Origin of the sequence: Paraeggerthella sp. Marseille-Q4926 (assembly GCF_916618935.1) — a bacterium.
GTDB lineage: Bacteria > Actinomycetota > Coriobacteriia > Coriobacteriales > Eggerthellaceae > Paraeggerthella > Paraeggerthella hominis.
Genome location: NZ_CAKAKF010000002.1, coordinates 313,979 through 336,236 on the forward strand (window position 1 = coordinate 313,979; position 22,258 = coordinate 336,236).

At 62.5% G+C, this 22,258-nt stretch carries 20 protein-coding genes; 17 read left to right on the forward strand and 3 right to left on the reverse strand.

The window, feature by feature from the left end:
- The first annotated feature begins 72 nt into the window (after window positions 1-72).
- The 3 genes from LG373_RS04625 to LG373_RS04635 all read left to right on the forward strand — a co-directional run bounded on the left by LG373_RS04625 (window position 73) and on the right by LG373_RS04635 (window position 3,128).
- The gene (locus tag LG373_RS04625) at window positions 73-555 is read left to right on the forward strand and encodes a peptide-methionine (S)-S-oxide reductase (RefSeq protein ID WP_216528485.1); all 483 of its coding nucleotides are present in this window, start codon (window positions 73-75) and stop codon (window positions 553-555) included.
- 281 nt (window positions 556-836) lie between these two features.
- Window positions 837-2,744, forward strand: a complete 1,908-nt coding sequence (locus LG373_RS04630) for a sensor domain-containing diguanylate cyclase (protein ID WP_225749143.1) — start codon at window positions 837-839, stop codon at window positions 2,742-2,744.
- A 132-nt stretch (window positions 2,745-2,876) separates the two neighbouring features.
- Window positions 2,877-3,128 carry a GlsB/YeaQ/YmgE family stress response membrane protein gene (locus LG373_RS04635; RefSeq protein ID WP_114566063.1) on the forward strand — a complete coding sequence of 84 codons (252 nt, stop codon included), beginning with the start codon at window positions 2,877-2,879 and terminating at the stop codon, window positions 3,126-3,128.
- 56 nt (window positions 3,129-3,184) lie between these two features.
- On the opposite strand, the gene LG373_RS04640 is transcribed toward LG373_RS04635, so the two are convergent.
- The 3 genes from LG373_RS04640 to LG373_RS04650 form a co-directional block, all read right to left on the reverse strand.
- The gene (locus LG373_RS04640) at window positions 3,185-4,282 is read right to left on the reverse strand and encodes a DUF4179 domain-containing protein (RefSeq protein ID WP_225749144.1); all 1,098 of its coding nucleotides are present in this window, start codon (window positions 4,280-4,282) and stop codon (window positions 3,185-3,187) included.
- Window positions 4,272-4,766, reverse strand: a complete 495-nt coding sequence (locus LG373_RS04645; protein WP_114566065.1) for an RNA polymerase sigma factor — start codon at window positions 4,764-4,766, stop codon at window positions 4,272-4,274. The genes LG373_RS04640 and LG373_RS04645 overlap by 11 nt, the downstream gene beginning before the upstream one ends.
- Before the next feature lie 148 nt (window positions 4,767-4,914).
- The gene (locus tag LG373_RS04650) at window positions 4,915-5,886 is read right to left on the reverse strand and encodes a helix-turn-helix transcriptional regulator (protein ID WP_114566066.1); all 972 of its coding nucleotides are present in this window, start codon (window positions 5,884-5,886) and stop codon (window positions 4,915-4,917) included.
- 230 nt (window positions 5,887-6,116) lie between these two features.
- Here LG373_RS04650 and LG373_RS04655 point away from each other — a divergent pair, with 230 nt between their 5' ends.
- The 14 genes from LG373_RS04655 (at window position 6,117) to LG373_RS04720 (ending at window position 22,123) form a co-directional block, all read left to right on the forward strand.
- Window positions 6,117-7,700 (forward strand): YfcC family protein, encoded by a 1,584-nt coding sequence (locus LG373_RS04655; protein WP_225749145.1) that lies wholly within the window; start codon window positions 6,117-6,119, stop codon window positions 7,698-7,700.
- A 306-nt stretch (window positions 7,701-8,006) separates the two neighbouring features.
- Window positions 8,007-9,455, forward strand: a complete 1,449-nt coding sequence (locus tag LG373_RS04660; protein ID WP_225749146.1) for an MATE family efflux transporter — start codon at window positions 8,007-8,009, stop codon at window positions 9,453-9,455.
- A gap of 235 nt (window positions 9,456-9,690) precedes the next feature.
- Complete coding sequence (locus tag LG373_RS04665; protein ID WP_225749209.1) at window positions 9,691-11,604, forward strand: NADH-quinone oxidoreductase subunit L; 1,914 nt, start codon at window positions 9,691-9,693, stop codon at window positions 11,602-11,604.
- A gap of 18 nt (window positions 11,605-11,622) precedes the next feature.
- A complete protein-coding gene (locus LG373_RS04670) occupies window positions 11,623-12,510 on the forward strand; it encodes an NADH-quinone oxidoreductase subunit H (protein ID WP_114566070.1) in 888 nt (295 codons plus the stop codon).
- A gap of 13 nt (window positions 12,511-12,523) precedes the next feature.
- On the forward strand, window positions 12,524-12,967 hold the full coding sequence (locus tag LG373_RS04675) for an NADH-quinone oxidoreductase subunit B family protein (protein ID WP_114566071.1): 444 nt from the start codon (window positions 12,524-12,526) through the stop codon (window positions 12,965-12,967).
- 1 nt (window position 12,968) lies between these two features.
- Window positions 12,969-13,649 carry an NADH-quinone oxidoreductase subunit C gene (locus tag LG373_RS04680; protein ID WP_225749147.1) on the forward strand — a complete coding sequence of 227 codons (681 nt, stop codon included), beginning with the start codon at window positions 12,969-12,971 and terminating at the stop codon, window positions 13,647-13,649.
- Between the two features lies 1 nt (window position 13,650).
- On the forward strand, window positions 13,651-14,739 hold the full coding sequence (locus tag LG373_RS04685; RefSeq protein WP_225749148.1) for a nickel-dependent hydrogenase large subunit: 1,089 nt from the start codon (window positions 13,651-13,653) through the stop codon (window positions 14,737-14,739).
- 8 nt (window positions 14,740-14,747) lie between these two features.
- Window positions 14,748-15,104 (forward strand): 4Fe-4S binding protein, encoded by a 357-nt coding sequence (locus LG373_RS04690; RefSeq protein ID WP_225749149.1) that lies wholly within the window; start codon window positions 14,748-14,750, stop codon window positions 15,102-15,104.
- A gap of 440 nt (window positions 15,105-15,544) precedes the next feature.
- Complete coding sequence (locus LG373_RS04695) at window positions 15,545-16,204, forward strand: CDP-alcohol phosphatidyltransferase family protein (RefSeq protein WP_225749150.1); 660 nt, start codon at window positions 15,545-15,547, stop codon at window positions 16,202-16,204.
- Between the two features lie 288 nt (window positions 16,205-16,492).
- Window positions 16,493-18,463 carry a VanW family protein gene (locus tag LG373_RS04700; protein ID WP_225749151.1) on the forward strand — a complete coding sequence of 657 codons (1,971 nt, stop codon included), beginning with the start codon at window positions 16,493-16,495 and terminating at the stop codon, window positions 18,461-18,463.
- Between the two features lie 54 nt (window positions 18,464-18,517).
- Window positions 18,518-19,828: a phenylacetate--CoA ligase family protein gene (locus tag LG373_RS04705; RefSeq protein ID WP_225749210.1), complete on the forward strand. Its 1,311-nt coding sequence runs from the start codon at window positions 18,518-18,520 to the stop codon at window positions 19,826-19,828.
- Window positions 19,825-20,250: an amino acid-binding protein gene (locus LG373_RS04710; protein WP_123191241.1), complete on the forward strand. Its 426-nt coding sequence runs from the start codon at window positions 19,825-19,827 to the stop codon at window positions 20,248-20,250. The genes LG373_RS04705 and LG373_RS04710 overlap by 4 nt, the downstream gene beginning before the upstream one ends.
- Window positions 20,243-21,658 (forward strand): D-alanyl-D-alanine carboxypeptidase family protein, encoded by a 1,416-nt coding sequence (locus tag LG373_RS04715; protein WP_225749152.1) that lies wholly within the window; start codon window positions 20,243-20,245, stop codon window positions 21,656-21,658. Before LG373_RS04710 ends, LG373_RS04715 begins: the two co-directional genes overlap by 8 nt.
- Window positions 21,659-21,682: 24 nt before the next feature.
- The gene (locus tag LG373_RS04720) at window positions 21,683-22,123 is read left to right on the forward strand and encodes an FHA domain-containing protein (RefSeq protein ID WP_225749153.1); all 441 of its coding nucleotides are present in this window, start codon (window positions 21,683-21,685) and stop codon (window positions 22,121-22,123) included.
- Window positions 22,124-22,258: the final 135 nt, after the last annotated feature.

A 22,258-nucleotide genomic window follows, 5' to 3' on the forward strand; every position in this document is an offset into this window, starting at 1 on the left:
CCGGTTCGCAGGGCAGGGCGGTCGCTCTACGGTTATGATAGGCGCGGAGTTCAAGAAGGAGGCGCACCCGTCATGCAAACCATGTATTTCGCCGGAGGCTGTCTGTGGGGCGTTCAGGCATATATGAAGACCTTGCCGGGCGTCGTCGAAACGGAAGCGGGCCGCGCAAACGGCAGCACCGACACGCTCGACGGCCCCTACGACGGGTACGCGGAATGCGTCAGGGCCGTCTTCGACGAGCGCGTCGTATCCGTTCCTCGGCTTATGGGGTACTTCTTCGAGATCATCGATCCGTACAGCTTGAACAAGCAGGGGATCGACGTCGGCAAGAAGTACCGTACCGGCGTGTACAGCGAGGATCCTCGCCATCTTGATGAAGCAAGGGCCTTCATCGAAGCGCGCGACGATGCAGCGAGGATAGTCGTCGAGGTGGAGCCGTTGTCGAGGTACGTCAGAAGCGCCGACGAGCATCAGGACAGGCTCGATCGATGCCCGGACGATTACTGCCATATTCCCGTCGAGCTGCTGGCCAAGCACAAGCGAGTTGTTCCCTAGCGCTCGCTTTGCCTGCGCGTGGAATGGCGCGCGCCCGCGCGTCGCGGAGCTAGCTTGATTAGCGGGATCGATGCGATTCGCGCCCGTAAAATACGCGACAGGGTGCGCAGCGCGCGAAAAACCGTCGACTCCGCGCGGTTTCTTTGGCAGCGTTGGTTTACCATGGGAACCGCACCGCGGATATGCGGATGCCGGCTAGGGAAGCGCATCGGTCCAACGACGGGCCAAGCGTCAGCTGTTTCGCGTATCGAAGGGGGAGCCAGGTGAGGCGAGGGATTCTCATGCGGACCAACGTCTTGGTATGCTTGATCATCGTCGGGGGATTCGTCGTCACGTCTGCGCTGAGCTACCAGGCCAACTACGGAGCCTCCCTTCAAAACATCGAGCAAGTGTCCCGCCTTGCGTCGGGCAGCATGTACCACCAGCTCAACACCACGTTTTCGAAGCCGCTCAACGTGTCGCTCACCATGGCGAACGACAGCCTGCTCAAACTTCTGCTCTCCGAAGAGCGCGACCGCGAGGACGATCCTAGCTACGATGAGACGATCCGAACCTACCTGGGGGAGTACCACGAGCTGTACGGCTACGAATCCGTGTTCCTAGTGTCGGCGGATACCGGGCGTTACTACAGCTATACCGGGTCGGATCGCACGATGAATCCTGAAGATCCTGCCAACGATTGGTATTACGACCTGTTGAAAAGCGGCGAAGCCTACGCGGCGAACGTGGATAACGACGACGCAGCGAACGGCGAAGTCGCCCTGTTCGCGAACTGCGTGATCCGCGATGCGCAAGGCAACGCGCTCGGCGTCGTTGGCGTGGGCGTGCGCATCGAGCATCTGCAATCGCTTTTCAGGCAGTACCACGACGACTTCGGCGTGGACGCCTACCTTGTAGACGCCGCGGGCACGGTGGAAGTGTCCGCGAACCACGACGTCGGGGAGAACCTGAACTACTTCGACGTGCATCCGTTCACGGAGGAGCAGAAGGCGGAGCTGACGAGCTGGGATTCCGCAACCGAATCTCTCGGGTTCTGGGCGGGTGAGAGCTCGGGCGTCATCCCGGTGGAATCCGACTACGTGGTCGCGCGCTTCTTGCCCGATGCCGGCTGGCATTTGGTTGTCGAAAGGGACACGAGCGAGCTTTTGACGGATCTGCGCTTGCAGCTTGCTGAGACGCTTGCCGTGATCGTCCTCATCGTGGGCGTCATCTTGTTCGTCATCACGTCGGTCATCCGCAACTTCAACCGCAAGATCGTGAATCTGACGCAGTCTATCGAGCGAGAGCGCCGAACCGCGTTCGAGAAAGCCACGCAGCACCTGTTCGAAGACATCTACGAGCTGGACGTGACGAACGACCGCCCCGCGAACGAAGCGGCCGAAGATTATTTCGAAAGCCTGGGCGCGCCTCGAGGCGCTTCGTTCAGCGAAGGGCTGGCCATCATTGCGGAGAAGCAGATCAAAGAGGAATTCCGCGACGGCTACCTGAACACGTTCTCTCCTGACAAGGTGCTCGAAGCGTACGAGGCCGGGCGCGAGGAGCTGCGCTACGAGTGCATGATATCGAGCGGCGGGGAGTACTACTGGCTGCGCATCACGGGGCGCATCGTGAAAAACGACGAAGACGGCGCGGTGCACATGCTGGTGTATCGTCAGAACGTCAACGCCGAGAAGCTGCGCGAGGGCCACATGCGCCGCCTTGCGATGACGGACGAGATGACGGGGCTGTACACCAAGTCTGCGACGGAGCGCGTCATAGGGCAGGCGCTCGAAGAGGATCGTGCGGGCCTGTTCGCGTTCTTCATCTTCGATATCGACGTGTTCAAGCAGGCGAACGACCGGTTCGGCCACGCCTTCGGCGACACGGTCATCAAGTCCTTCACCGGCTCCATCCGCTCGGCGTTCAGGAAAGACGACGTCATCGGCCGTATCGGCGGCGACGAGTTCGTGGCGTTCGCCTCCGTGCCCGACGAGGCGTGGGCCAGGAGGAAGGCCGAGGAGCTTTCGCGCGAGCTGGATCGCGACCATGTCAGCAACGGTAAGACGTGGCACATGTCGGCGAGCATCGGCATCGCGTTCGCCCCTCGCGACGGCTCGGACTTCGATACGCTGTACAAGCACGCCGACCAGGCTTTGTACCGCACGAAGGAGAAGGGTCGAAACGGGTTGACGGTGTACGGGGAGGACTAGGCCGCGCCGATTCCGATCGCCGCGTCGCAGCGGCAACGATTCCATAACGACGGGGTTACCTTTAACTGCTTGACGGGCGGTCGCCCCCTGCCTTTCCTATGCTTATGGTGCAGTCGATGGAAAGGAGCGATCATGAGCATCATCGTGTGGATAGTCATCGGCGGACTGGCGGGTTGGATTGCAAGCCTCATCATGAAAACCGACGGAGGCTTTCTCAAGAACATCGTTACCGGAGTGGTGGGCGCGCTCGTCGGCGGGTTCCTCATGGACTTCCTCGGGCAAGCGGGGTTCACCGGCCTCAACGTGTGGTCGTTCGTCGTCGCGCTGATTGGGTCCATCGTTCTTTTGGCGGCGATCAACCTGATCACGGGAAAGAAGTCATAGCAAAAGCACGGCCCGCCTCGCAGAGCGGGCGGGCCGCATGCGCGGGGCTTGCCGCCCTACGGAAAGGCAACCTCCGCATTCCCGATCGTGACCGACGCCACCTCGTCAAGGTTGAGGAAGGCATCGAACATGAACGTCTTGCTGCATGCCGTGGCCGAGCCCTGCTCGCGCATGCTGCTTGCGGCGTTGGACGCGTCGATCGACGTTCCGTCCTTCAGGCGCACCGTCATCCTCACGTCGCGGAACCGATCCAGTTCCTCGGGCCGCATTGCGGGATCCTGCTCGAAAGCGCCCTCGTCTTGCCCGATCGCCCCTTGCACCGTGTAGTCCACGGCAAGCGAAAGGGGAGAAAGGGAGATCGCCTCGACGGTGGCGTCCATGCCGTCGACGTCGAGCGTCTGCCCGGCGGGCAGGGCGACGGATGTGTCCTCGTAGTCGATGGCGAACTTCATCTTCCACGTCCCTTCGGCCACCATTCGCCTGTCGCCTTCCGGACCGAGCGTGCAGAGATCGCTCAGCTCGACGTGCGCCGTCTTGCCCGCGATGGTGCCGTCGGAGGTGTTCACGGTCATTCGCTGCACGAATCGAAGGGCGTTGTCGGCGGGATCGGGATCGTGGAAGCTGGAGCTGCCTCCGCTTCCTGTAAAGCCCGGTACATGCAGCATGGAGCCGTTTTCGAACCAGAGCGGCAGCAGACCGTTTTCGAGAGGCTCGATGCCTTCGAACGCCGTGCCGTCGTCCTTCTCGACGCGAAACACCAGCGCGTAGCTGCGCGCATCCCCTACGATCGCCTCGGCCGTGATGGTAATGCCGTTCGTCGTGGCGCTTACGCCAAGCGGACGCCCTATCTTGTCGATCACCTCGGTTTGCGCAGGAGGCCCCCCGAACACGTCGTCGAACACGTCTTCCATGCTCGAAAGCGCGCCGGACGCGTACGCGCCGCCGCAGATCGCAGCCGTCAAGCACGCGGCAGCCGCTACGGCGACGATCGTCCGGCGGGTCCGCTTTCCACCGGGTTGCGCCGAGGCTGCGAAGGCGCGCTTCCCCGAGCGCTCGGGTTCTTCGCAGGCGGCCGCGAGGTTGCGTGCCAAGCGCGCTTTCTCGTCGTCGGAGAATCGCAGGTCGTCCAGTGCGCGTCGAAGTTCATCGTTCATCGGATTCCTCCTTCAACATGGCGCGCAGCTTCGCGCGGCCGCGGCTTGCGTGCGCCGCTACGGCCGACTCGCTGCGTCCGGTCATCTCGGCTATCTCTTTCAGGGAGTATCCCTCGTAGTAATGCAGGTAGATGGCTTCGCGGTAGTTCTGCGGCAGCCGCATGACCTGGTCGAGCACGTTGCTTTCGGGCGGTTCGGGCGCGGGCGGGTCCGCCATCTCGTCAAGCGGCGCCGACGTTCGCCGAAACCCGCTGCGCAGCACGTCTTTGCAGGCGTTCGCCGCGGCGCGAATCACCCAGGACCTCTCGTGCTCGGCGCTTTCGAAGGGATCCGTGCGGCTCATGAGCTTGAACAGCACGTTTTGGCAGATGTCTTCGGCGTCGTGCGTGGATTTCAGGTACGTGTAGCTCAACCTCAGGATAAGGTCCGCGTACGCGTCCACCAGCCGTTCGGCTTCGGCTTGCGCCGGCCGTCTTTTGTCCATGATCCGGTTCGCTTCCTGTCGTGTGGGGCCCGATCGTCGCCGGGCGGCAACGCTGCTTCACCGACAATACGAACGAGATGCGCGAATCCTGACACCCGCGCGAAAGATTTCGAGAAGACGCGCCGAGGATTCCGCGCTCCCGAAGGGTTTAAGAGAACTCCCAGAAATCCTGCATGAGCTCTTTGCGGTTCGCTTTGCCCGTCTTGCGCAGAATATGGTGCATGTGCACCTTCACGGTACCGGGCGCCAGGCTCATGGCGGTGGCGATGTTCTGGTTGTCTTTTCCCAAGAGCACCAGCCGCAAAACCTCTTCCTCGCGTTTGGACAGGTTGCGCGCGGCGCTGTACGCGCCCAGGTTGTGCTCGATGAACGCTTGAAGCGAGTCTCCGCCTTGCGTGGGCGGGTCGGCATGGCGCAGCGAAAGGTTCTTCCATGATCCGCGGCATGCCACGAACGCACAGCAAAGAACCAGCAGGTTTTCTGCGAAGTTGCGTTGCGGCAGGAAGGGGAACAGCCCGTCGGCCACCATGCTCGGTCCGATGACCAGCAGGAAGGTGACGTTTTCCAGCAGCACGAGCGTCACCAGGATCCACAGCGCAAGGTAGAGCTTGCGGAATCGGCGCATGCGAAGGCGCAGCACCTCGTCCTGCGCGCCCACGTACATCACGGCAACGTAGGCCAGCATCCAGTACATCATCAGCTCGCGCATGCTGTAGAAGAGGAACTCCTGGACGTTCCCTTCTTCGACCAACAGCAGCACCGCGATGCTTCCCAGCACGAAAGCGGCTCCCGGAATCCATTGCGCGAACAGCCGGCGCTCCTCGATGTACTCGCACACCACCAGCCAAAAAGCCATCAACGCTCCGCCTCCGATGACGATGGACGCGGCGGGGCTGCCGATGAAAAACGGCGTGGACAGCACGTCGGCGGCGCGGCGCATCATGAAGTCGTCCTGAAAGACCAAGGCGACGTCGAAGAAGTAGAACAGGAAGCCGAAGAACGCGTACAGCAGCGCTTTCGTCCGCGAAACCAAATACGAGGCAAGACACGCCGCCGCCGTCAGAATCACGGCAAGCAGCACGAACAGCGTGTAGTAGAAAAGCACGAGACCCATGTCCATAAAGCGTTCTCCATCGTCGGCCACCTCGGTCGAGCAGAATGGCAACAGTATAGGCTATGCCGCAACGCTGCGCGCGCAAACTCCCGCTGCATCAGCCCTGATCGAGCATCGTCCTTTGGGTGTATTACCGAATTATACCCGCCTATATCCCCGCGTTATACCTGTTCGGATGAGCGCCGACGGTACATCATGTGCCGCAGCAAGGTCCAACGCCTACGAAAGGGGTCCCCATGTCGACGGAAGCGACTGCACCCGCCCGATCCGTCGGGCAGCGCGAGGGAAAGCCGAAGAAGAGCCGCAAGCTCAGCTTTCCCACCGCGTTCACCATCCTGTTCGCGCTCACTATTGTTGCGGTAGCTGCAACGTGGTTCGTGCCCGCGGGCCAGTACGCGAAGCTCGCGTACAACGCGGATGACAACGTGCTGCAGATCACCAGTCCTCAGAAGCAGGTTACGGAAGTGGCTGCCACGCAAGAGGAGCTTGACAAGATCGGCGTGAACATCGACATCGAGCAATTCACGTCGGGCGCGCTATCCAAGCCCATTTCCGTTCCGGGCACTTACGAACAGCTCGAACAGCAGCCTAAGGGCATCGCCGACATCACGGTGAGCATGGTGTCGGGAACCATCGAAGCGGCGGACATCATGGTGTTCATCCTGGTGCTCGGCGGCCTTATCGGCGTGGTCAACGCCAGCGGTGCTTTCGAATCGGGTCTCATGGCTCTCACCAAGAAGACGAAGGGACGCGAGTTTCTGCTCGTGTTCTTGGTGAGCGTTCTCATGGTGCTCGGCGGCACCACCTGCGGTTTGGAGGAGGAGGCTGTCGCCTTCTACCCGATCCTCGTGCCCATATTCCTGGCGCTCGGCTACGACTCCATCATCTGCGTGGGCGCCATCTTCTTGGCCGGGTCGATGGGAACGACGTTCTCGACCATCAACCCGTTCTCGGTCGTTATCGCATCGAACGCGGCGGGCATCAACTTCACGCAGGGCATCGAATGGCGCGTGGCGGGCTGCATCGTGGGCGCGCTCGTGGTCATCGGCTACCTGTATTGGTACAGCCGCAAGATCAAAGCCGACCCCACGTTCTCCTACACGTACGAAGATCGTGAGAAGTTCGCGCAGCTTTACAACGTGGAAGCGGGCGAGACCGAAGAGGCCAAGGAAAGCGGGTTCACGCTTCGCAAGAAGACCATCCTGGTGCTGTTCGTGATGGCGTTTCCCATCATGGTGTGGGGCGTCGTCAGCCAAGGCTGGTGGTTCCCCCAGATGGCGGCATCGTTCTTGGCGATCGCCATCATTATCATGTTCCTTTCCGGCATAGCCGAGAAGCAGGTGGTTGACGCCTTCATCAACGGAGCGTCCAGCTTGGTGGGCGTGTCGCTGATCATCGGCCTGGCTCGCGGAATCAACCTCATCATGGAGCAGGGGCTCATCTCCGACACCCTTCTGCACTGGTCTTCGGGCTTGGTGCAGGGCATGCAGGGGCCCGTGTTCATCATCGTCATGATGCTCGTGTTCTTCTTCCTGGGCTTCGTGGTTCCCTCGTCGTCTGGTCTTGCGGTTCTGTCCATGCCCATCATGGCGCCGCTGGCCGACACCGTGGGCATCCCTCGCTCGGTGGTCGTGTGCGCCTACCAGTGGGGCCAGTACGCCATGCTCTACCTTGCGCCAACGGGCTTGGTGCTGGCAACGCTTACCATGCTGGACATGAAGTACTCGAAGTGGCTGAAGTTCGTGTGGCCCATGGTGGTGTTCGTGCTCGTGTTCGGCGGCATCCTGCTGGTTGCGCAGGTCCTCATGTACAGCGCGTGATCCAACGCACATCCGCGGGCGCTTCGCAACTGTCGGACAACGGTACGCGCGCCCGATATTCGTCACGGCCCGGCAGCGTTTCGCCGGGCCGTTTTCCTGCGCTCGGCCGGGTTGTCGGACAAAGTTCGTTCCCGTATACTGATGCCTGCTCGGGATGACCCGAGACTCGATGCGTCGAGCCCTTTCGAGGAAGCTCCGCAGCCGAGATCCCGTTAGCCGGGACAACCCGGAACGTTCATCGACCACGTATACGCCCAGATCGTCCGGGTGTATACGTGGTCGTTTTATCGAAAGCGACGAGCACCTATGAGCAAGACCGTACATGAATCGGGCGCGGAGGCGCCCTCGCTCTGCGAAAGCGCCGGATCGGCAGATCGCAAGATCGATCGCATGGGCACCGAGAGCACGTTCAAGCTGCTCCTGGAGTTTTCCGTGCCTGCCGTGGTGGGCGTCATCGTGCAGATGCTCTACAACGTCATCGACGCGGTGTACGTGGGCCATGCCGTGGGCGCGGACGGCCTTGCCGCCACCACGGTGGCAACCCCGATGATGACCGCCATGGTGGCGGCTTCCATGTTGGTGGGCGTCGGCGGCAACGCGCTTGCCGCCATCAGGCTGGGGGAGGGCCGAAAAGACGTCGCCCGACAGGTGCTGGGGAACAGTTTCGTGCTCCTGCTGATCGCGGCTGCGGTGCTCTGGATCGTGGCGCCGTTCGCGCTCGAGCCGGTCTTGCGCTACTCCGGCGCCGATGACGCCGTTTTGCCTCTGGCGATGGACTTCATGGTCGTTATCGTGGCGGGCTGCCCCCTTCAGTTCATCGCGTTCGGCATGAACAACTTCATCCGCACTGCCGGGCATCCGAACCGTGCGCTTGGATCTATGCTGGTGGGCACCGGCGCGAACGTGGTTTTCGGTTACCTGTTCATTGTTGTCTTGGATGGAGGCATGCGCGGCGCGGGCCTTGCCACCGTGTGCTCGTGGGCTCTGTCGGCCCTGTTCGTCATGCAGTTCTTCTTGAAGAAGAGCTCGCCCATGCCTATGACCGTGCCGTCCCTCAAGCTTCGGCCTCGGCTCGCCCTGCGCATTTGCGCGCTCGGCGTGGCCCCCTCCGTCATGCAGCTGGGCTTCGCCGTGTCGTCGGCCGTCGAGAACAACCTGCTCGTGTTCTACGGCGCTTCCGACCCTCTGGGCGTGGACGGTGCGCTGGCCATCATGCGCGTGCTTTCCGCCGTGGGGCTGTTCACGTTCATGCCGGCTATGGGCATTGCCATGGGCGCGCAGCCCATCATCGGGTACAACTACGGCGCGCGCAAGTTCAAGCGCATGAAGCGCGTGCTGGGGCAGGCCATTCTCATGGGCGTGGTCATCACCGTGCCGCTGTGGCTGACCGTCATCGTTGCGCCGAACATGTACGCCCATCTGTTCGGCCTGCCGGAAGCCTACCTGTCCGAAACCGCGTGGGCGCTTGTGCTGTACCTGGTGTTCGTTCCCATCTTGCCTGTTCAGGCTATTGGGTCGAACTACTTCGATGCAACGGGGCAAGCCGTGAAGGCCACCGTGCTCACGTTGACGCGCCAGATACTGTTCTTGATACCGCTGCTGGTGTTCTGCCCGGTATTCCTTCCGTCCGTGCTGCCGATCACCCCGCTCGAAAGCGTTTGGTTCGCGCCGTCTTTGTCGGACATCACCTCGACGTTGCTGGTGTCGCTGTTCCTGTTCTTCGAGATGAAGAGGCTGCGCACGCTGGAAGGATAGGGGGTTTTCAGGGGGCGGGCGCCCTGTGCGGCTCCCTGAAACCGTTCGCCTAAGACGTGTTGCCGCTTGCGCTGTCGCCGTTTTCCCAAAACGCCCTTTTACCGAGCAAACGCCCCCGACGCGGCCCTAGATACGACCTCCCTGCTTTTCTTTGATAGAGTGCTAGGCAAGCGACACGGGTCGCTTTTATTGTTCGCAAGCAATCGGTAAAGGTGAAGGGGGAAGTTACGTGGCTATGCTCGGGTTTTTAATCCTTTTCCCGCTGGTTGTTGCAGGCGTCCTGTTGGTCGTGCGCAACAATCGAGCGAGAAACGTGATTGTGGGAGCCTCGGCCCTGGTCATCGGACTGGTGTCCGTGTGGCTGGTGGTGGCCTACCTAGGAGCTCCGTGGATAACGTACGAATTCTACTCGCCCGTGGCGGATTACGCGTGCATGGCGATCAGCGTGCTTATCGCAGTCGTCATCTTGTACTTCGGCATCAAGTACAAGAACGTGTGGGCATGCGTCCTGGCCGGTGTGCAGGTGGTCGGGTCGCTCGTGTTCGAGTTCGGGTTCGCCCATGACATCTTGGTGGCCGAAGGTTTGTACCTCGACTCGCTGTCGTTGCTCATGGCGTTCATCATCGGCGTGGTGGGCTCCGGCATCTGCGTGTACGCGCTCGGGTACATGGAAGACTTCCAGGCGCATGAGCCTGAAGGCGCCAAGGACCGCCGACCGATGTTCTTCGCGCTCATGTTCGCCTTCTTGTCCGCCATGTTCCTGATCGTGTTCTCGAACAACATGATGTGGGTGTTCACGGGCTGGGAGATCACCACGGTGTGCTCGTTCTTGCTCATTGGGTTCACCCGTACCGAAGAGGCTATCAAGAACGCGTTTCGCCAGATCATCATGAACCTTCTGGGTGGCATCGCCTTCTTGGTGGCGCTGTTCGTCATGGCGATCCAGTTCCAGACGCTGTCGTTTTTGGAGTTCTTGCAGATCGGCATCCAGAACCCTGCGATGGTGGCCCTGCCGGTGACCGCGCTTGCGTTCGCAGGCCTTACCAAGGCCGCTCAAATGCCGTTCCACACCTGGCTTCTGGGCGCTATGGTGGCGCCTACGCCCACCTCGGCGCTGCTGCACTCGTCCACCATGGTGAAGGCCGGCGTGTTCATGCTCATCAAGCTGGCTCCCATCATGATGGCATGCCCCGTTCCGGCGGTCATGGTCATCCTCGTGGGCGGCTTCACGTTCCTGTTCTGCTCGTGCATGGCCATTTCGCAGAGCAACGCCAAGCGCGTGCTGGCGTATTCGACCATCGCCAACCTGGGCCTGATCGTAGCGTGCGCCGGCGTCGGCACCCCCGAGGCCGTGTGGGCCGCATCGTTTCTGGTGCTGTTCCATGCTATTGCAAAATCGCTGCTGTTCCTGTGCGTCGGCACCGCCGAGCACCACATCGGCAGCCGCGACATCGAGGACATGGACCTTCTGTTCGAGCGCATGCCCCGCTTGGCGCGCTTCATGATGCTGGGCATCATGGTCATGTTCATCGCTCCGTTTGGCATGCTCATCGCCAAATGGGCAACGCTCGTGTCGTTCGCCGAAACCGGCCAGGTGGCGCTCATCATCATCTTGGCGTTCGGCTCGGCCGCCACGTTCATGTTCTGGGCGAAATGGCTGGGCAAGCTTTCCGGCATTGCCGCGCAGCCTGAGAACGTCGAGGTCAGCGTGCATAAGAGCGAGTGGGTTTCCATCATGGTGATGGCCGTGCTCGTCATCCTGTGCTGCGTGGGCCTGCCCGTGATCTCTTGGGCCGTCATCGATCCGTACGTCTACAGCGTGTTCGGGACCATAGGCCAGGACATTTCCACCACGAACCTGTGGATCGGCTCCATCCTGTCGGCGCTCGTGGTCGTGGTGCTGTTCGCGGGCCTGGGTCGCAGCAAAGCCAAGAAGGCCGACATCTACCTTGCCGGCGTGAGCCGCGACAACGAGGCGCGCACGTTCCGCAACTCGCTGTCGGGCGAATCCACGGCAACCGCGCGCAACTGGTACATGGAGGACTACTTCGGCGAGAAGCGTCTCTCTCCGGTTGGCACCGCGCTGTGCACCGTCGTCATCATCGTGGCGTTCGCGGCTTCGGCCGTGGCCGTTCCGGGACTGTTCTAGGAAAGGGTGTGATTCGACATGTCTTTGCTTTTCGTTCTCATCGGCACCCTTGCCTTCGCCATTCTGGCTCCCATCCTGGGCTGTCTGCTCGCGGGCCTCGACCGTAAGATCTCGGCGCGCATGCAGGGACGCGTAGGCCCTCCGCTGCTTCAGCCGTACTACGACGTGCGCAAGCTCATCGAGAAGGACAACGTGTCCGTCAACTCCACCGAGGGCACGTACGTGACCTGCGCTCTCGTGTTCACGCTCATTGCCGGCGGCATCTTCTTCTCCGGCGGCAACCTGCTGATGAGCGTGTTCGTGATAACGCTGTCGGCCCTGTTCTTCATCGTGGCCGCGTACTCCACGCGCAGCCCCTATGCCGAAATCGGCGCGGGTCGCGAGATGCTGCAGGTCATGGCGTACGAGCCCATGATCCTGTTCATGGCCGTGGCGTTCTTCATGTCCACCAGCCTGATCGGTCCCATCGGCACGTTCAGCTCGGCCGGCGCCCTGCTGCTCGACGCGCCCGTCATCACGAATATATGGCTTGTGTTCCTGGGCTTCCTGTTCGTGCTGACCATCAAGTTGCGCAAGTCTCCGTTCGACCTGTCGTACTCCCACCATGCCCACCAGGAGATCGTCAAGGGCATCACCACCGAGATGAGCGGCAAGACGCTTGCCAAGGTCGAGGTCATGCACTGGTGCGAGAACATCCTGTTCCTGGGTTGGACCGGCCTGTTCTTCGTCTGGAGCAACCCGCTGTCCATCCTGCTCGCGGTGGTCGTGGCCCTGCTCGTGTACTTCCTGGAGATCTGGATCGACAACAACTTCGCCCGTGTGAAGTGGCAGTTCATGCTCAAGTCGGCTTGGATCGTGGCCTTCGTGGCGGGCGGCGTGAACATCGCGGTCCTGGCGTACCTGTAAAGGAGCTGCAGCTATGACGTATGCAACCAAATCACCCTGGGTCATTCACTACGACGGCTCCAGCTGCAACGGCTGCGACATCGAAGTGCTGGCCGCGCTCTGCCCGGGCTACGATGTCGAGCGCTTCGGCATCATCAACACCGGCAATCCCAAGCACGCCGACATCTTCCTTGTCACCGGCAGCGTGAACGAGCAGAACATCAAGGTAGTGCAAGAGATCTACGACCAGATGATCGAGCCGAAGGTGGTCATCGCCTGCGGCATCTGCGCGTGCTCTGCGGGAATCTTCCATGACTGCTACAACGTGATCGGCGGCGTTGACCAGGCCATTCCGGTTGACGTGTACGCACCGGGCTGCGCTGTGCGCCCCGAAGCCATCATCGACGCCGTGGTGCAGGGCCTGGGTATCCTGGAAGAGAAGTCCAAGGCGCTCCAGGCGCAGAAGAAGGGGGCGTGACATGACGCTTGCAACCGAGTTCATCCCGTTGACCGTCGAGGGCCTGCCCGCCCTCGCGGCCGAGAAGAAGGCCGAAGGCTGGCGCTTCGTGCAGCTGCTGGCAGTGAACACCGATGACGGCATCGACCTCATCTACTCCTTCATGAAGGACAGCCTGCTGGTCAACTACGAGATCAAGGGCGTCCAGAAGGGCACGGTCGTTCCCAGCATCACCGACCAGTTCCTGGCCGCGTTCGTGTTCGAGAACGAGACGCACGACCTGTTCGGCGTGGACATCAAGGGCATCGCCATCGATTTCGGCGGCAACTTCTACGCCGTTTCGCAGAAGGAGCCCATGACCATTATTTCGCCCGAGCAGAAAGCCGCGCGCGAGAAGGCTGCGAAGATCGCGGCCGCGAAAGCCGCCAAGGAGAAGGCGGCGGAGGACAAGCCTGCTGCCGACGATGCGGCGGCCATGGAGGCCAAGCTGGCCGGGATGGATCCCGAAAAAGCCGCGAAGGTGCGCGCCGCCATGGAGGCCAAGGCCAAGAAGGAAGCTGCAGCCAAGCAGGCTGCAGCCGAAGACAAGTTGAAGGACCTCGATCCCGAAAAGGCCGCTAAGGTCAAGGCGGCGCTCGAGGCCAAGGCTGCGCGCGAGAAGGCGAAAGCCGACGCCGAGGCAGCGGGAAAGGAAGGTGAGTAGCATGGGAAAGGCGACCGTCATCCCGTTCGGACCGCAGCACCCGGTGCTGCCCGAGCCGCTGCACCTCGATTTGGTGGTGGAGGACGAGACCGTTATCGAGGCGATCCCTCAGATCGGCTTCATCCACCGCGGTCTTGAGAAGCTCGTCGAAACGCGCGACTACAACCAGTTCATCTACGTGGCCGAGCGCATCTGCGGCATCTGCGCCTTCGGGCACTCCATGGGCTACGCCGAAACCGTCGAGAAGCTCATGGGCGTCGAGATTCCCACGCGCGCCGAGTACCTGCGCGTTATCTGGCACGAGCTGAGCCGAATCCACTCGCACGTGCTGTGGATGGGCCTTGCCGCCGACGCATTCGGCTTCGAGAGCCTGTTCATGCACTGCTGGCGCTTGCGCGAGCGCGTGCTCGACGTGTTCGAGAAGACCACCGGCGGCCGCGTCATCTTCTCGGTCGTCAAGGTGGGCGGCGTGGTCCGCGACATCGACGACGCCCAGTTCGCCGAGATGCGTCGCGTGCTCGAGGGCATCAAGGACGACTACGCGCAGCTGTGCAACGCGTTCCTCAAAGACACGTCGGTGAAGAACCGCACCGTGGGCGTGGGCTACATCAGCCAAGAGGACGCCCTTGCACAGAGCATGGTGGGCCCTTTCGCCCGAGCATCCAACGTCAACTACGACGCTCGCATGCTCGGCGGCGGCGGGTACAGGTACCTGTCCGATTTCCAGCCTATTCTGGACGGCCAGGGCGATTGCTACGCGCGCGTCAAGGTGCGCGCGCTCGAAGTGCTGCAGTCCATCGACATCATCGAGGAGATGATCGCCAAGATTCCTGCGGGCGAGATCGCCGTCGACGTGAAGGGCGCCCCGGCGGCCGGGTCACAAGCGGCCAACGTGGTGGAGCAGCCGCGCGGAGAATGCTACTACTATGCGCGCGGCAACGGCTCGAAGAACCTGGAGCGCATGCGCATGCGTACGCCAACGTCTCAGAACCTGGCCGGCATGACCACGGCGCTCGCGGGCTGCGACCTGGCGGACGTGAACATGATCGTGCTGACCATCGACCCCTGCATCAGCTGCACGGAAAGGTAGGAGGGACCATGGGAAGCTTCAAGCTTGGAAAGATGACCCTCGGGGGGCTGTTCAAGCAGCCCGAGACCATCCAGTACCCGGTTCAGACCAAAACGCCGCCGCCGGGACTCAAGGGGCATGTGGCCAACGACGTGGCGAACTGCATTCTGTGCGGCATCTGCCAGAAGCGCTGCCCATGCGGCGCCATCACGGTGGACAAGCCCGGCCGCACGTGGACCATCGACCGCTTCCGCTGCGTGCAGTGCGGCAGCTGCGTGCGCGAGTGCCCGAAGGACTGCCTGACGATGGAGCCTTCGTATGCTCCGCCGGCGGCCAAAAAGCACGTGGACGCCTTCGAGGTGCCCGACGCCAAGAAGACGGCGTAGCGTCGAAACCAAGGCGAAACGTTCGAACATGAGGAGCCGCATCGGAAACGATGCGGCTCCTTTGTCAAAACGGACGAGTTTTGCTGGTCCTCGAACCAGGATAATAGCAGGCGGCAAGCTTTTGACCAGGCATGATGAAAAACGCCTTGCGCGAAGCTGCTCCGTTCGGGCGAAAAACCGCCGCAAAACTCGTCCGTTTTGACATGGGAAGCCGTCGCTTCGCCCGTTAGCCCAGCGAACGTCGATACCGGCTTTGCACCGGGGCTCGTGGCCCTCTGCCCGGCAGCGCCTGATGGAAAACCTGTCGAAGCGCGAAACCCTGCGGGGGCCTGGATGAAACCTGCTAAAATGATCCAGTGAATTCAAAGGAAAAGCCGGGCTGCCTTAAACGCGCCCGGTTTTTGTTGAAGCGCGATCGGCAAGCGACGAGGGAAGAGGATATGGCGAAACGCAGCGAGGAAGCAACGATTGAGGACGTGCAGGTTTCTGACAAGATATTCACCGTGCCGAACGTCATATCGTTCATCCGGCTGTGTCTCGTCCCCGTTTTCTTCGTCCTGCTCATGAATGGCTACAACCTGGTAGCCACGCTGCTGTACGCCCTGGCCGCCGGCACCGACTGGGTCGACGGGCAGATCGCCCGTCGCACGAACCAGGTGTCGAAGCTCGGCCAGCTGCTCGACCCCGCCGTCGACCGCATCCTCATGATATCGGGCGTTTTGGGCCTGTTCTTGGTGGGCCGCCTTCCCTTGTGGATCATCCTCGTGGTAATCGTGCGCGACCTGTTTCTTCTTGTTGGAGGCGCGTGCCTCATCAAGCGTTTCCGTATTCGCGTCGCGGTCGTCTATCCCGGCAAGGTTGCTACCACGCTTTTGTTCATCGGGTTCGCCGGCTTGCTTTTGAACTGGCCTTTGCTGCCCGGCCTGGGAATCGCCGACGTCGCCTGGTTGCCCGGATTCAACGCCGACGCCTGCTCGTGGGGCATCTGGTTCGTGTACGCCGGCCTTGTCCTGGCGTTAGCTACCACGGCTTACTACATCGCGTCGGCGCTTCGACAGCTGCGCGAGGCCAAAGGCGCAACGCCGGAGGGCGGACGATAGCGGATGGATCGACGTACGCCCAGAGAACCAGCGCGCAGGCAGGGAGGCGCTCCAAGGCAGCCGCGTCCGAATCGCGCACCCGATCGCCGCGAGGCTTCCCGGCGATCGTCGCGCCCGCAGACGGGCCGCGATGCCGGGCGTTCGCCGCGTTCGTCCCGAGCGTCTTCAGGCCGACCTGCTTCTTCCCATCGATCTCGAAGCAGAAGCGCGGGCGCCTACAACGCCCCCTCGCTTTGGACGAAGGATGCGCCGCGCTCCTCGTCGAGCGAAAGCCTCGTTCTGCGAATCTTGCGTGTTCTCGGGCGCGCGTTGCTTGCCCTGGTCAGTCTGCTGGGCACGGCTTTGCTCGCCCTTCTGCGCGCGATGGTCTCGCTTGCCTCGCGCAGCCGCGCTGCGCTCGCCGTCATGGTGCTCGCCGCGGTCCTGCTCGTCGGCGGCGCGGTTGACTTCGGCCTGAATTACGGCAAGGCGTATCCGGGCGTGCGCGTGGGGGAGATCGACGTCGCCGGGAAAACCGTCGACGAGATCGAGGCATCCATCGAGCAAGCTTACGGGCCGCGCCTGGAATCGAACACCGCCATCGTATACGCCAACGACGATGCCGAAGCGCGCGTGAACGACGAGATGACCGCCGCCCAGGATGCCGCTCTTGCCGAGCAGTTGGCAGTGGAGGAGGCGCGTGCGAACAAGCTGGCATGGACCACGAGCGCCTCCGACCTGGGCGCCACCCTTCCTGCCCGCGCTTTGGCCGAAGAGGCCGTTGCGGCCGGGCGCAGCGACGGCGGCATCTTCGCGCGCATCGGGGCGCTGTTCGGAGGGCGCACCATCCAGCCGCGAGCCGACTACGCGAGCGACCGGCTCGAGCAGCTTGCCTCCGACATAGACGCAACCATCGGCGATCCGCGCGTCGATTTCAACGTGGCGGTCAACGGCGGCGTCGCGACGGTGGTGCAGGGCCACGACGGCTCCATGGTCAACCGAGGAGATTTCGCTCGTTCGCTCGACCAGGCTCTGCTCGCGCAGGAAGCCGGGCAGGGGTCGTTCGTCGCGCGTGCCGAGCATGCGCCGCTGCGCATCGACGAAGCCGCCGCCCAGGCGGTCGCGGATGCCGTGAACCGCGCGATCGCCGACGGAGCGCAGTTCAATTACAACGGATCGACCTGGAAGGCCACGCCCTCGGATATGGGCGCATGGATCGCCACGCGCATCGACGAGGGCGAGGGGTCCTTCGCCCTGTCTGCGTACATAGACGAGGCGCAAGCCAAGCCGTCCCTTCTCACCCACGTGGAAAAGCTCGACACGAACGACCCCGTCCGCGTGACTTTCCAAGCGAACGAAGGGGGTGTGGCGGTGCATACGGACGGGACGGGCACCATGCCGCTCGTCGCCGAAGGCGTCCATGCGCTCAACGACGCCCTGTTCGGGCCGGGCGGCAAAGCGGAAGGCTCGACGCCCGGCGGATCTCCCATAGAGGTATCCATAACCGAAGGCCCGGCGCCCGCGACCCTTTCGTTCGACGAGGCGATGGACCTTGGCATCATAAGCTCGATAGCCTCGTACACCACGCAGTTCACTACGGGCGCGGGGACGGAGAACCGCAACCATAACATCAAGCTGGTGTCCCAGCTGCTCTCCAACTCCGTCGTGAAGCCCGGCGGCTCCTGGTCGTTCAATAAAACGGCAGGGGAGTGCAACGAGGAGAGAGGGTTTTTGGGAGCCGGAGCGATCATCGACGGCCAGTACGACGATGCAGTGGGCGGCGGCATCTGCCAGGTGGCGACCACCATGTTCAACGCCGTGTACGAAGCCGGGTACCCGGTGAAGACGCGCCACAACCATTCCCTGTACATATCCAGCTACCCGGCCGGACGCGATGCCGCGGTCAGCTGGCCCGACCTGGATCTTGTGTGGGAAAACGACGGCGCGAGCGATGTTTTGGTCCGTCTTTCTTGTACAGACGGGTCGGTAACGGCTACACTGTACGGTGTTGATCCCGGCTACCAGGTCGCCTCGGTCGCGGGCGAATGGAGCGAGGGCAAGCACTACTCGACGAAAACGAAGGTTGACGAATCGCTTGCTCCCGGTTCGAGCTACATCAAAATCCGCGGAACCGACGGGCGCAAGATAACGGTCGTTCGCACGGTCAAAGACGAAACGGGCTCCATCCTGCACGAGGACCCGTTCTATTCTGTGTACGATCCCGTGACGGAAGTCGTGGTGAAAGGCCCTGACGCCGATAGCGACGAGACCAACACCTGACGGAGAGATCTCCGCCGACATCCGTATACAACAGTAGGAGAGGTGATTCTCAAGGTGTACTACCAGCCCGAAATCGAGACCATGCCCGTCGAGCAGCTGCGCACGCTGCAGCTCGACCGCATGAAGAAAAGCGTGCAGCACGCATACGATAACGTGGAGTTCTACCAGAAGTCCTTCAAGGAAGCAGGCGTGGAGCCGGGCGACCTCAAGAGCCTCGCCGATCTTTCGAAGTTCCCCTTCGTCGTCAAGCAGGACATGCGCGACGCCTATCCTCGCGGGCTGTTCGCCGTCGGCCAGAAAGAGGTGTCCCGCATTCACGCGTCTTCCGGCACCACCGGCCAGGCGACCGTGGTCGGGCATACGGCGAACGACCTCAAGAACTGGGGGGACTGCTTCGCGCGCGGAATCTACATGGCGGGCGGCGGCCCGGAATCCACCATCCAGGTATCGTACGGATACGGCCTGTTCACCGGTGGCTTGGGCGCGCATTACGGCGGCGAGGCGGCTGGTTGCACGGTCATCCCCACGTCTTCGGGCAACACCAAGCGACAAATCCAGATGATGAAGGACCTCGGTACCGACATCCTGGCCTGCACCCCCTCCTACGCGCTGCTCATAGCGGACACGGCGCGGGAGATGGGCTACGATCCCGCGACCGACTTCAAGATTTCCGCCGGCATCTTCGGCGCCGAGCCGTGCTCTGAGAACATGCGCCAGGAAATCCGCGAGAAGCTGGGCATTCGCTATTGCGACATCTACGGGCTTTCGGAGGTCATGGGACCGGGCGTGGCCGTGGAGTGCTCTGAATCGAACGGCCTGCACCTTGCCGAAGACCAGTTCTACGCCGAGATCGTGGATCCGGACACGCTCGAGCCCTTGCCCGACGGCGAATGGGGCGAGCTCGTGTTCACCACGCTCGTGCGCGAATGCTGCCCGCTCGTGCGCTACCGCACGCGCGACATCACGCGCATCATACCCGAGACGTGCGCATGCGGACGCACCCATCGCAAGATCGACCGCATCGTCGGCCGCTCCGACGACATGCTCATCCTGCGCGGCGTCAACGTGTTCCCGTCGCAGATCGAGCAGGTCATCACGGAATTCCCGGAGATCGCGGCGCAGTACCAGATCGTCCTGACCACGCGCGGCGCGCTCGATCACGTGGAGCTCAACGTCGAGACCGTTCCCGAGTTCCCGTTCGACGAGATCCGCAAGCTCCAGGACCTCAAGCGCCGTCTGGCCTCCGAGCTGAAGAGCAACCTGCAGATTGCCGTCGAGATCAAGATCGTCGAGCCCAAGACCATCGAGCGCAGCGAGGGCAAGGCGAAGCGCATCATCGACCTGAGAGAAGGGAAGAAGGCATGATCTCCCAGCTGACCGTTTTTCTCGAGAACGAGAAAGGCCGCTTGGCGGCCGCTTGCCGCGCCGTTTCCGACGCAGGCATCAACATGCACGCGCTGAACCTGGCCGACACCACCGAGTTCGGCGTGGTGCGCATGCTGTGCGACACGCCCGAAGCCGCCGCCGAAGCGTTGAAGGCGCAGGGCTGGCGCGCCGCCGTCACGCCCGTGCTGGCCGTGCGCGTTCCCAACGAGCCCGGCGGCCTTGCCAAGCTCTTGGAGTTCCTAGACGAGCAGAACGTGAACGTGGAGTACGGCTACTGCTTCTCGGTCAATCAGGACACTGCCGTCGACGTGCTTAAAGTAAGCGACGACGCCGTGGAGCAGAAGCTGACCGATGCCGGCTTCCAGCCGGTTCGACCGGAGGATATCTACCGCATTGACTAGCACCGTTCAACATATCGCCCAGAGCGGGCGCACGCGCATCCTCGCGTGCGCCCTGGCGCTTTTGCTTGCGTTCGCGAGCGCTGCGGCCTTTCCGGCCGTTGCAGCAGCGGACGTGCGCAAAGCGGACGTCGTTTACGGCCAAACCGTCGACGCGCGCGGCTTATCGGTCGCGCAAAGCCCCAACATCGATGCCGAGTACGCCATCGTGATGGACTCTGCGGGAACCGTGTACTTCGAGCGCAACGCGTCCTCGCCCACGCAGATCGCCTCCATCACCAAGGTCATGACGGGCGTGGTGGCTCTTGATGCGGTGTCCAGCGGCATCGTATCGCTCGACACCCCGATCACGGTGTCCGCAACCGCCGCCGCCGCGGGCGAATCGTCGGCCGGGCTGCAAGAAGGCGACGTCATGAGCCTGCGCACGGCCCTGACGGCGCTGCTCGTCCCGTCGGGCAACGACGCGGCCGTCGCCATCGCCGAGACGGTGGGCGCTGCGCTCCAATCAAGCGGCACGGCATCGGGCGACAGCGCTCAAGGCGCGTTCGTCGCCCAGATGAACGCGAAGGCCGCAGAGCTCGGCTGCACCGATACGGTCTACGAGAACCCCCACGGCCTGGACTTCGACGCGTACGCGGGCAACCTGCACAGCACGGCTGCCGACGTGGCCAAGGTGGTGCAGTACGCCATGAAGAACGAGACGTTCCGCGCGGACGTTTCCCAGGGCGATACCGTCATCCAGGTGACGCGCGGCGGCGCGAAGGCGGACATCAGCCTCGAGACCACGGACGGCTTCCTCGACATCTACGAGTACGCCATCGGCGTCAAAACCGGGTTCACCGCGCTCGCAGGGTTCTCGTTCGCAGGCGCTGCCAACAACGGCGAGAAAGAGCTGTACGCCATCGTCATCAACTCCTCGTCCGAGCCTCAGCGTTTCAGGGATGCGCAGGCGCTTTGCGAGTGGGTGTACCAGCACGAGGTGAAGTACCCGTTGGCCCACAGCAACCAGACCGCCATCATGAACGGAGCCGAGGTTCCCGTAATCGCCGAAGTGGCGCACGAAGGATGGATCGACAAGACCGTGAAGGCCACGCTTGCGGATCCTGCAGCTTCTGCCACGATCTTCGACCTGAACGGCAACGTCAGCCAGTCGCTTTCGTTCGATCAGCTGACCACCGACGTGCGCGCAGGCGACAAGGTGGGCACCATCACGTTCAAGCAGCGCAACGCTGAAATAGCCACTATGGACTTGGTCGCATGCGAAGACGTTGCAGCCCCCAATTTCTTCGAGAGCGTGGGAATCTGGTGGGATCGCTTGTTCAGAGGGTTCTCCGGGCAGAGCACCGTGGCCCAATCCGTGACGATCAACGAAACGCCGCTGGTCGTAGACAAGACGGCCCCCGCCGCGTAAGGCGCGCCGCAGAGAGGAATTGCCATGAGCACCATGTGCCCCGTTTGCAACAATCCGGTTGACGCCCAGGCAGCCGCATGCCCGACCTGCGGGTTCAAGCTTCTTGGCAGCACGCAGCGCTTCGAGCCGGTGGCGCTGTCGGACGACCCGTTGACTTCGGCAGCCCAGCCCCAGGCGAGCGCCGTGCTGCATGTGGTGCGCGGTCCGCAGACCGGCGTCAGCTTCCACCTTGCCGACGCGCCGCTGTCCATCGGCCGCAGCCCCCAGTGCGACGTGTTTCTCAACGACATGACCGTGTCGCGCTCCCATGCGTCGGTCGAGCCTGCGAACGGGGGCTATGTCATCCGAGATTCCAACTCCTTCAACGGAGTGTGGGTGAACAACGCGAACATCGACGAGCGCCAGCTCGAAAACGGCGACGTCATCCAGATCGGGGCGTTCTGCCTGGTCTACAAAGAGGAGTAACGCGCTCTTTCGCGCGTCGTCGTCCTGAGGCCGAGCTGAAGCCGAGCTTCGCGTTTCAGGGCGACGACGCGCCGTCGGGCGCCCAGCGTCGAATAGCGCGCCGCTCGGAACGGTCTTCCTTCTTTGACCGGGCCG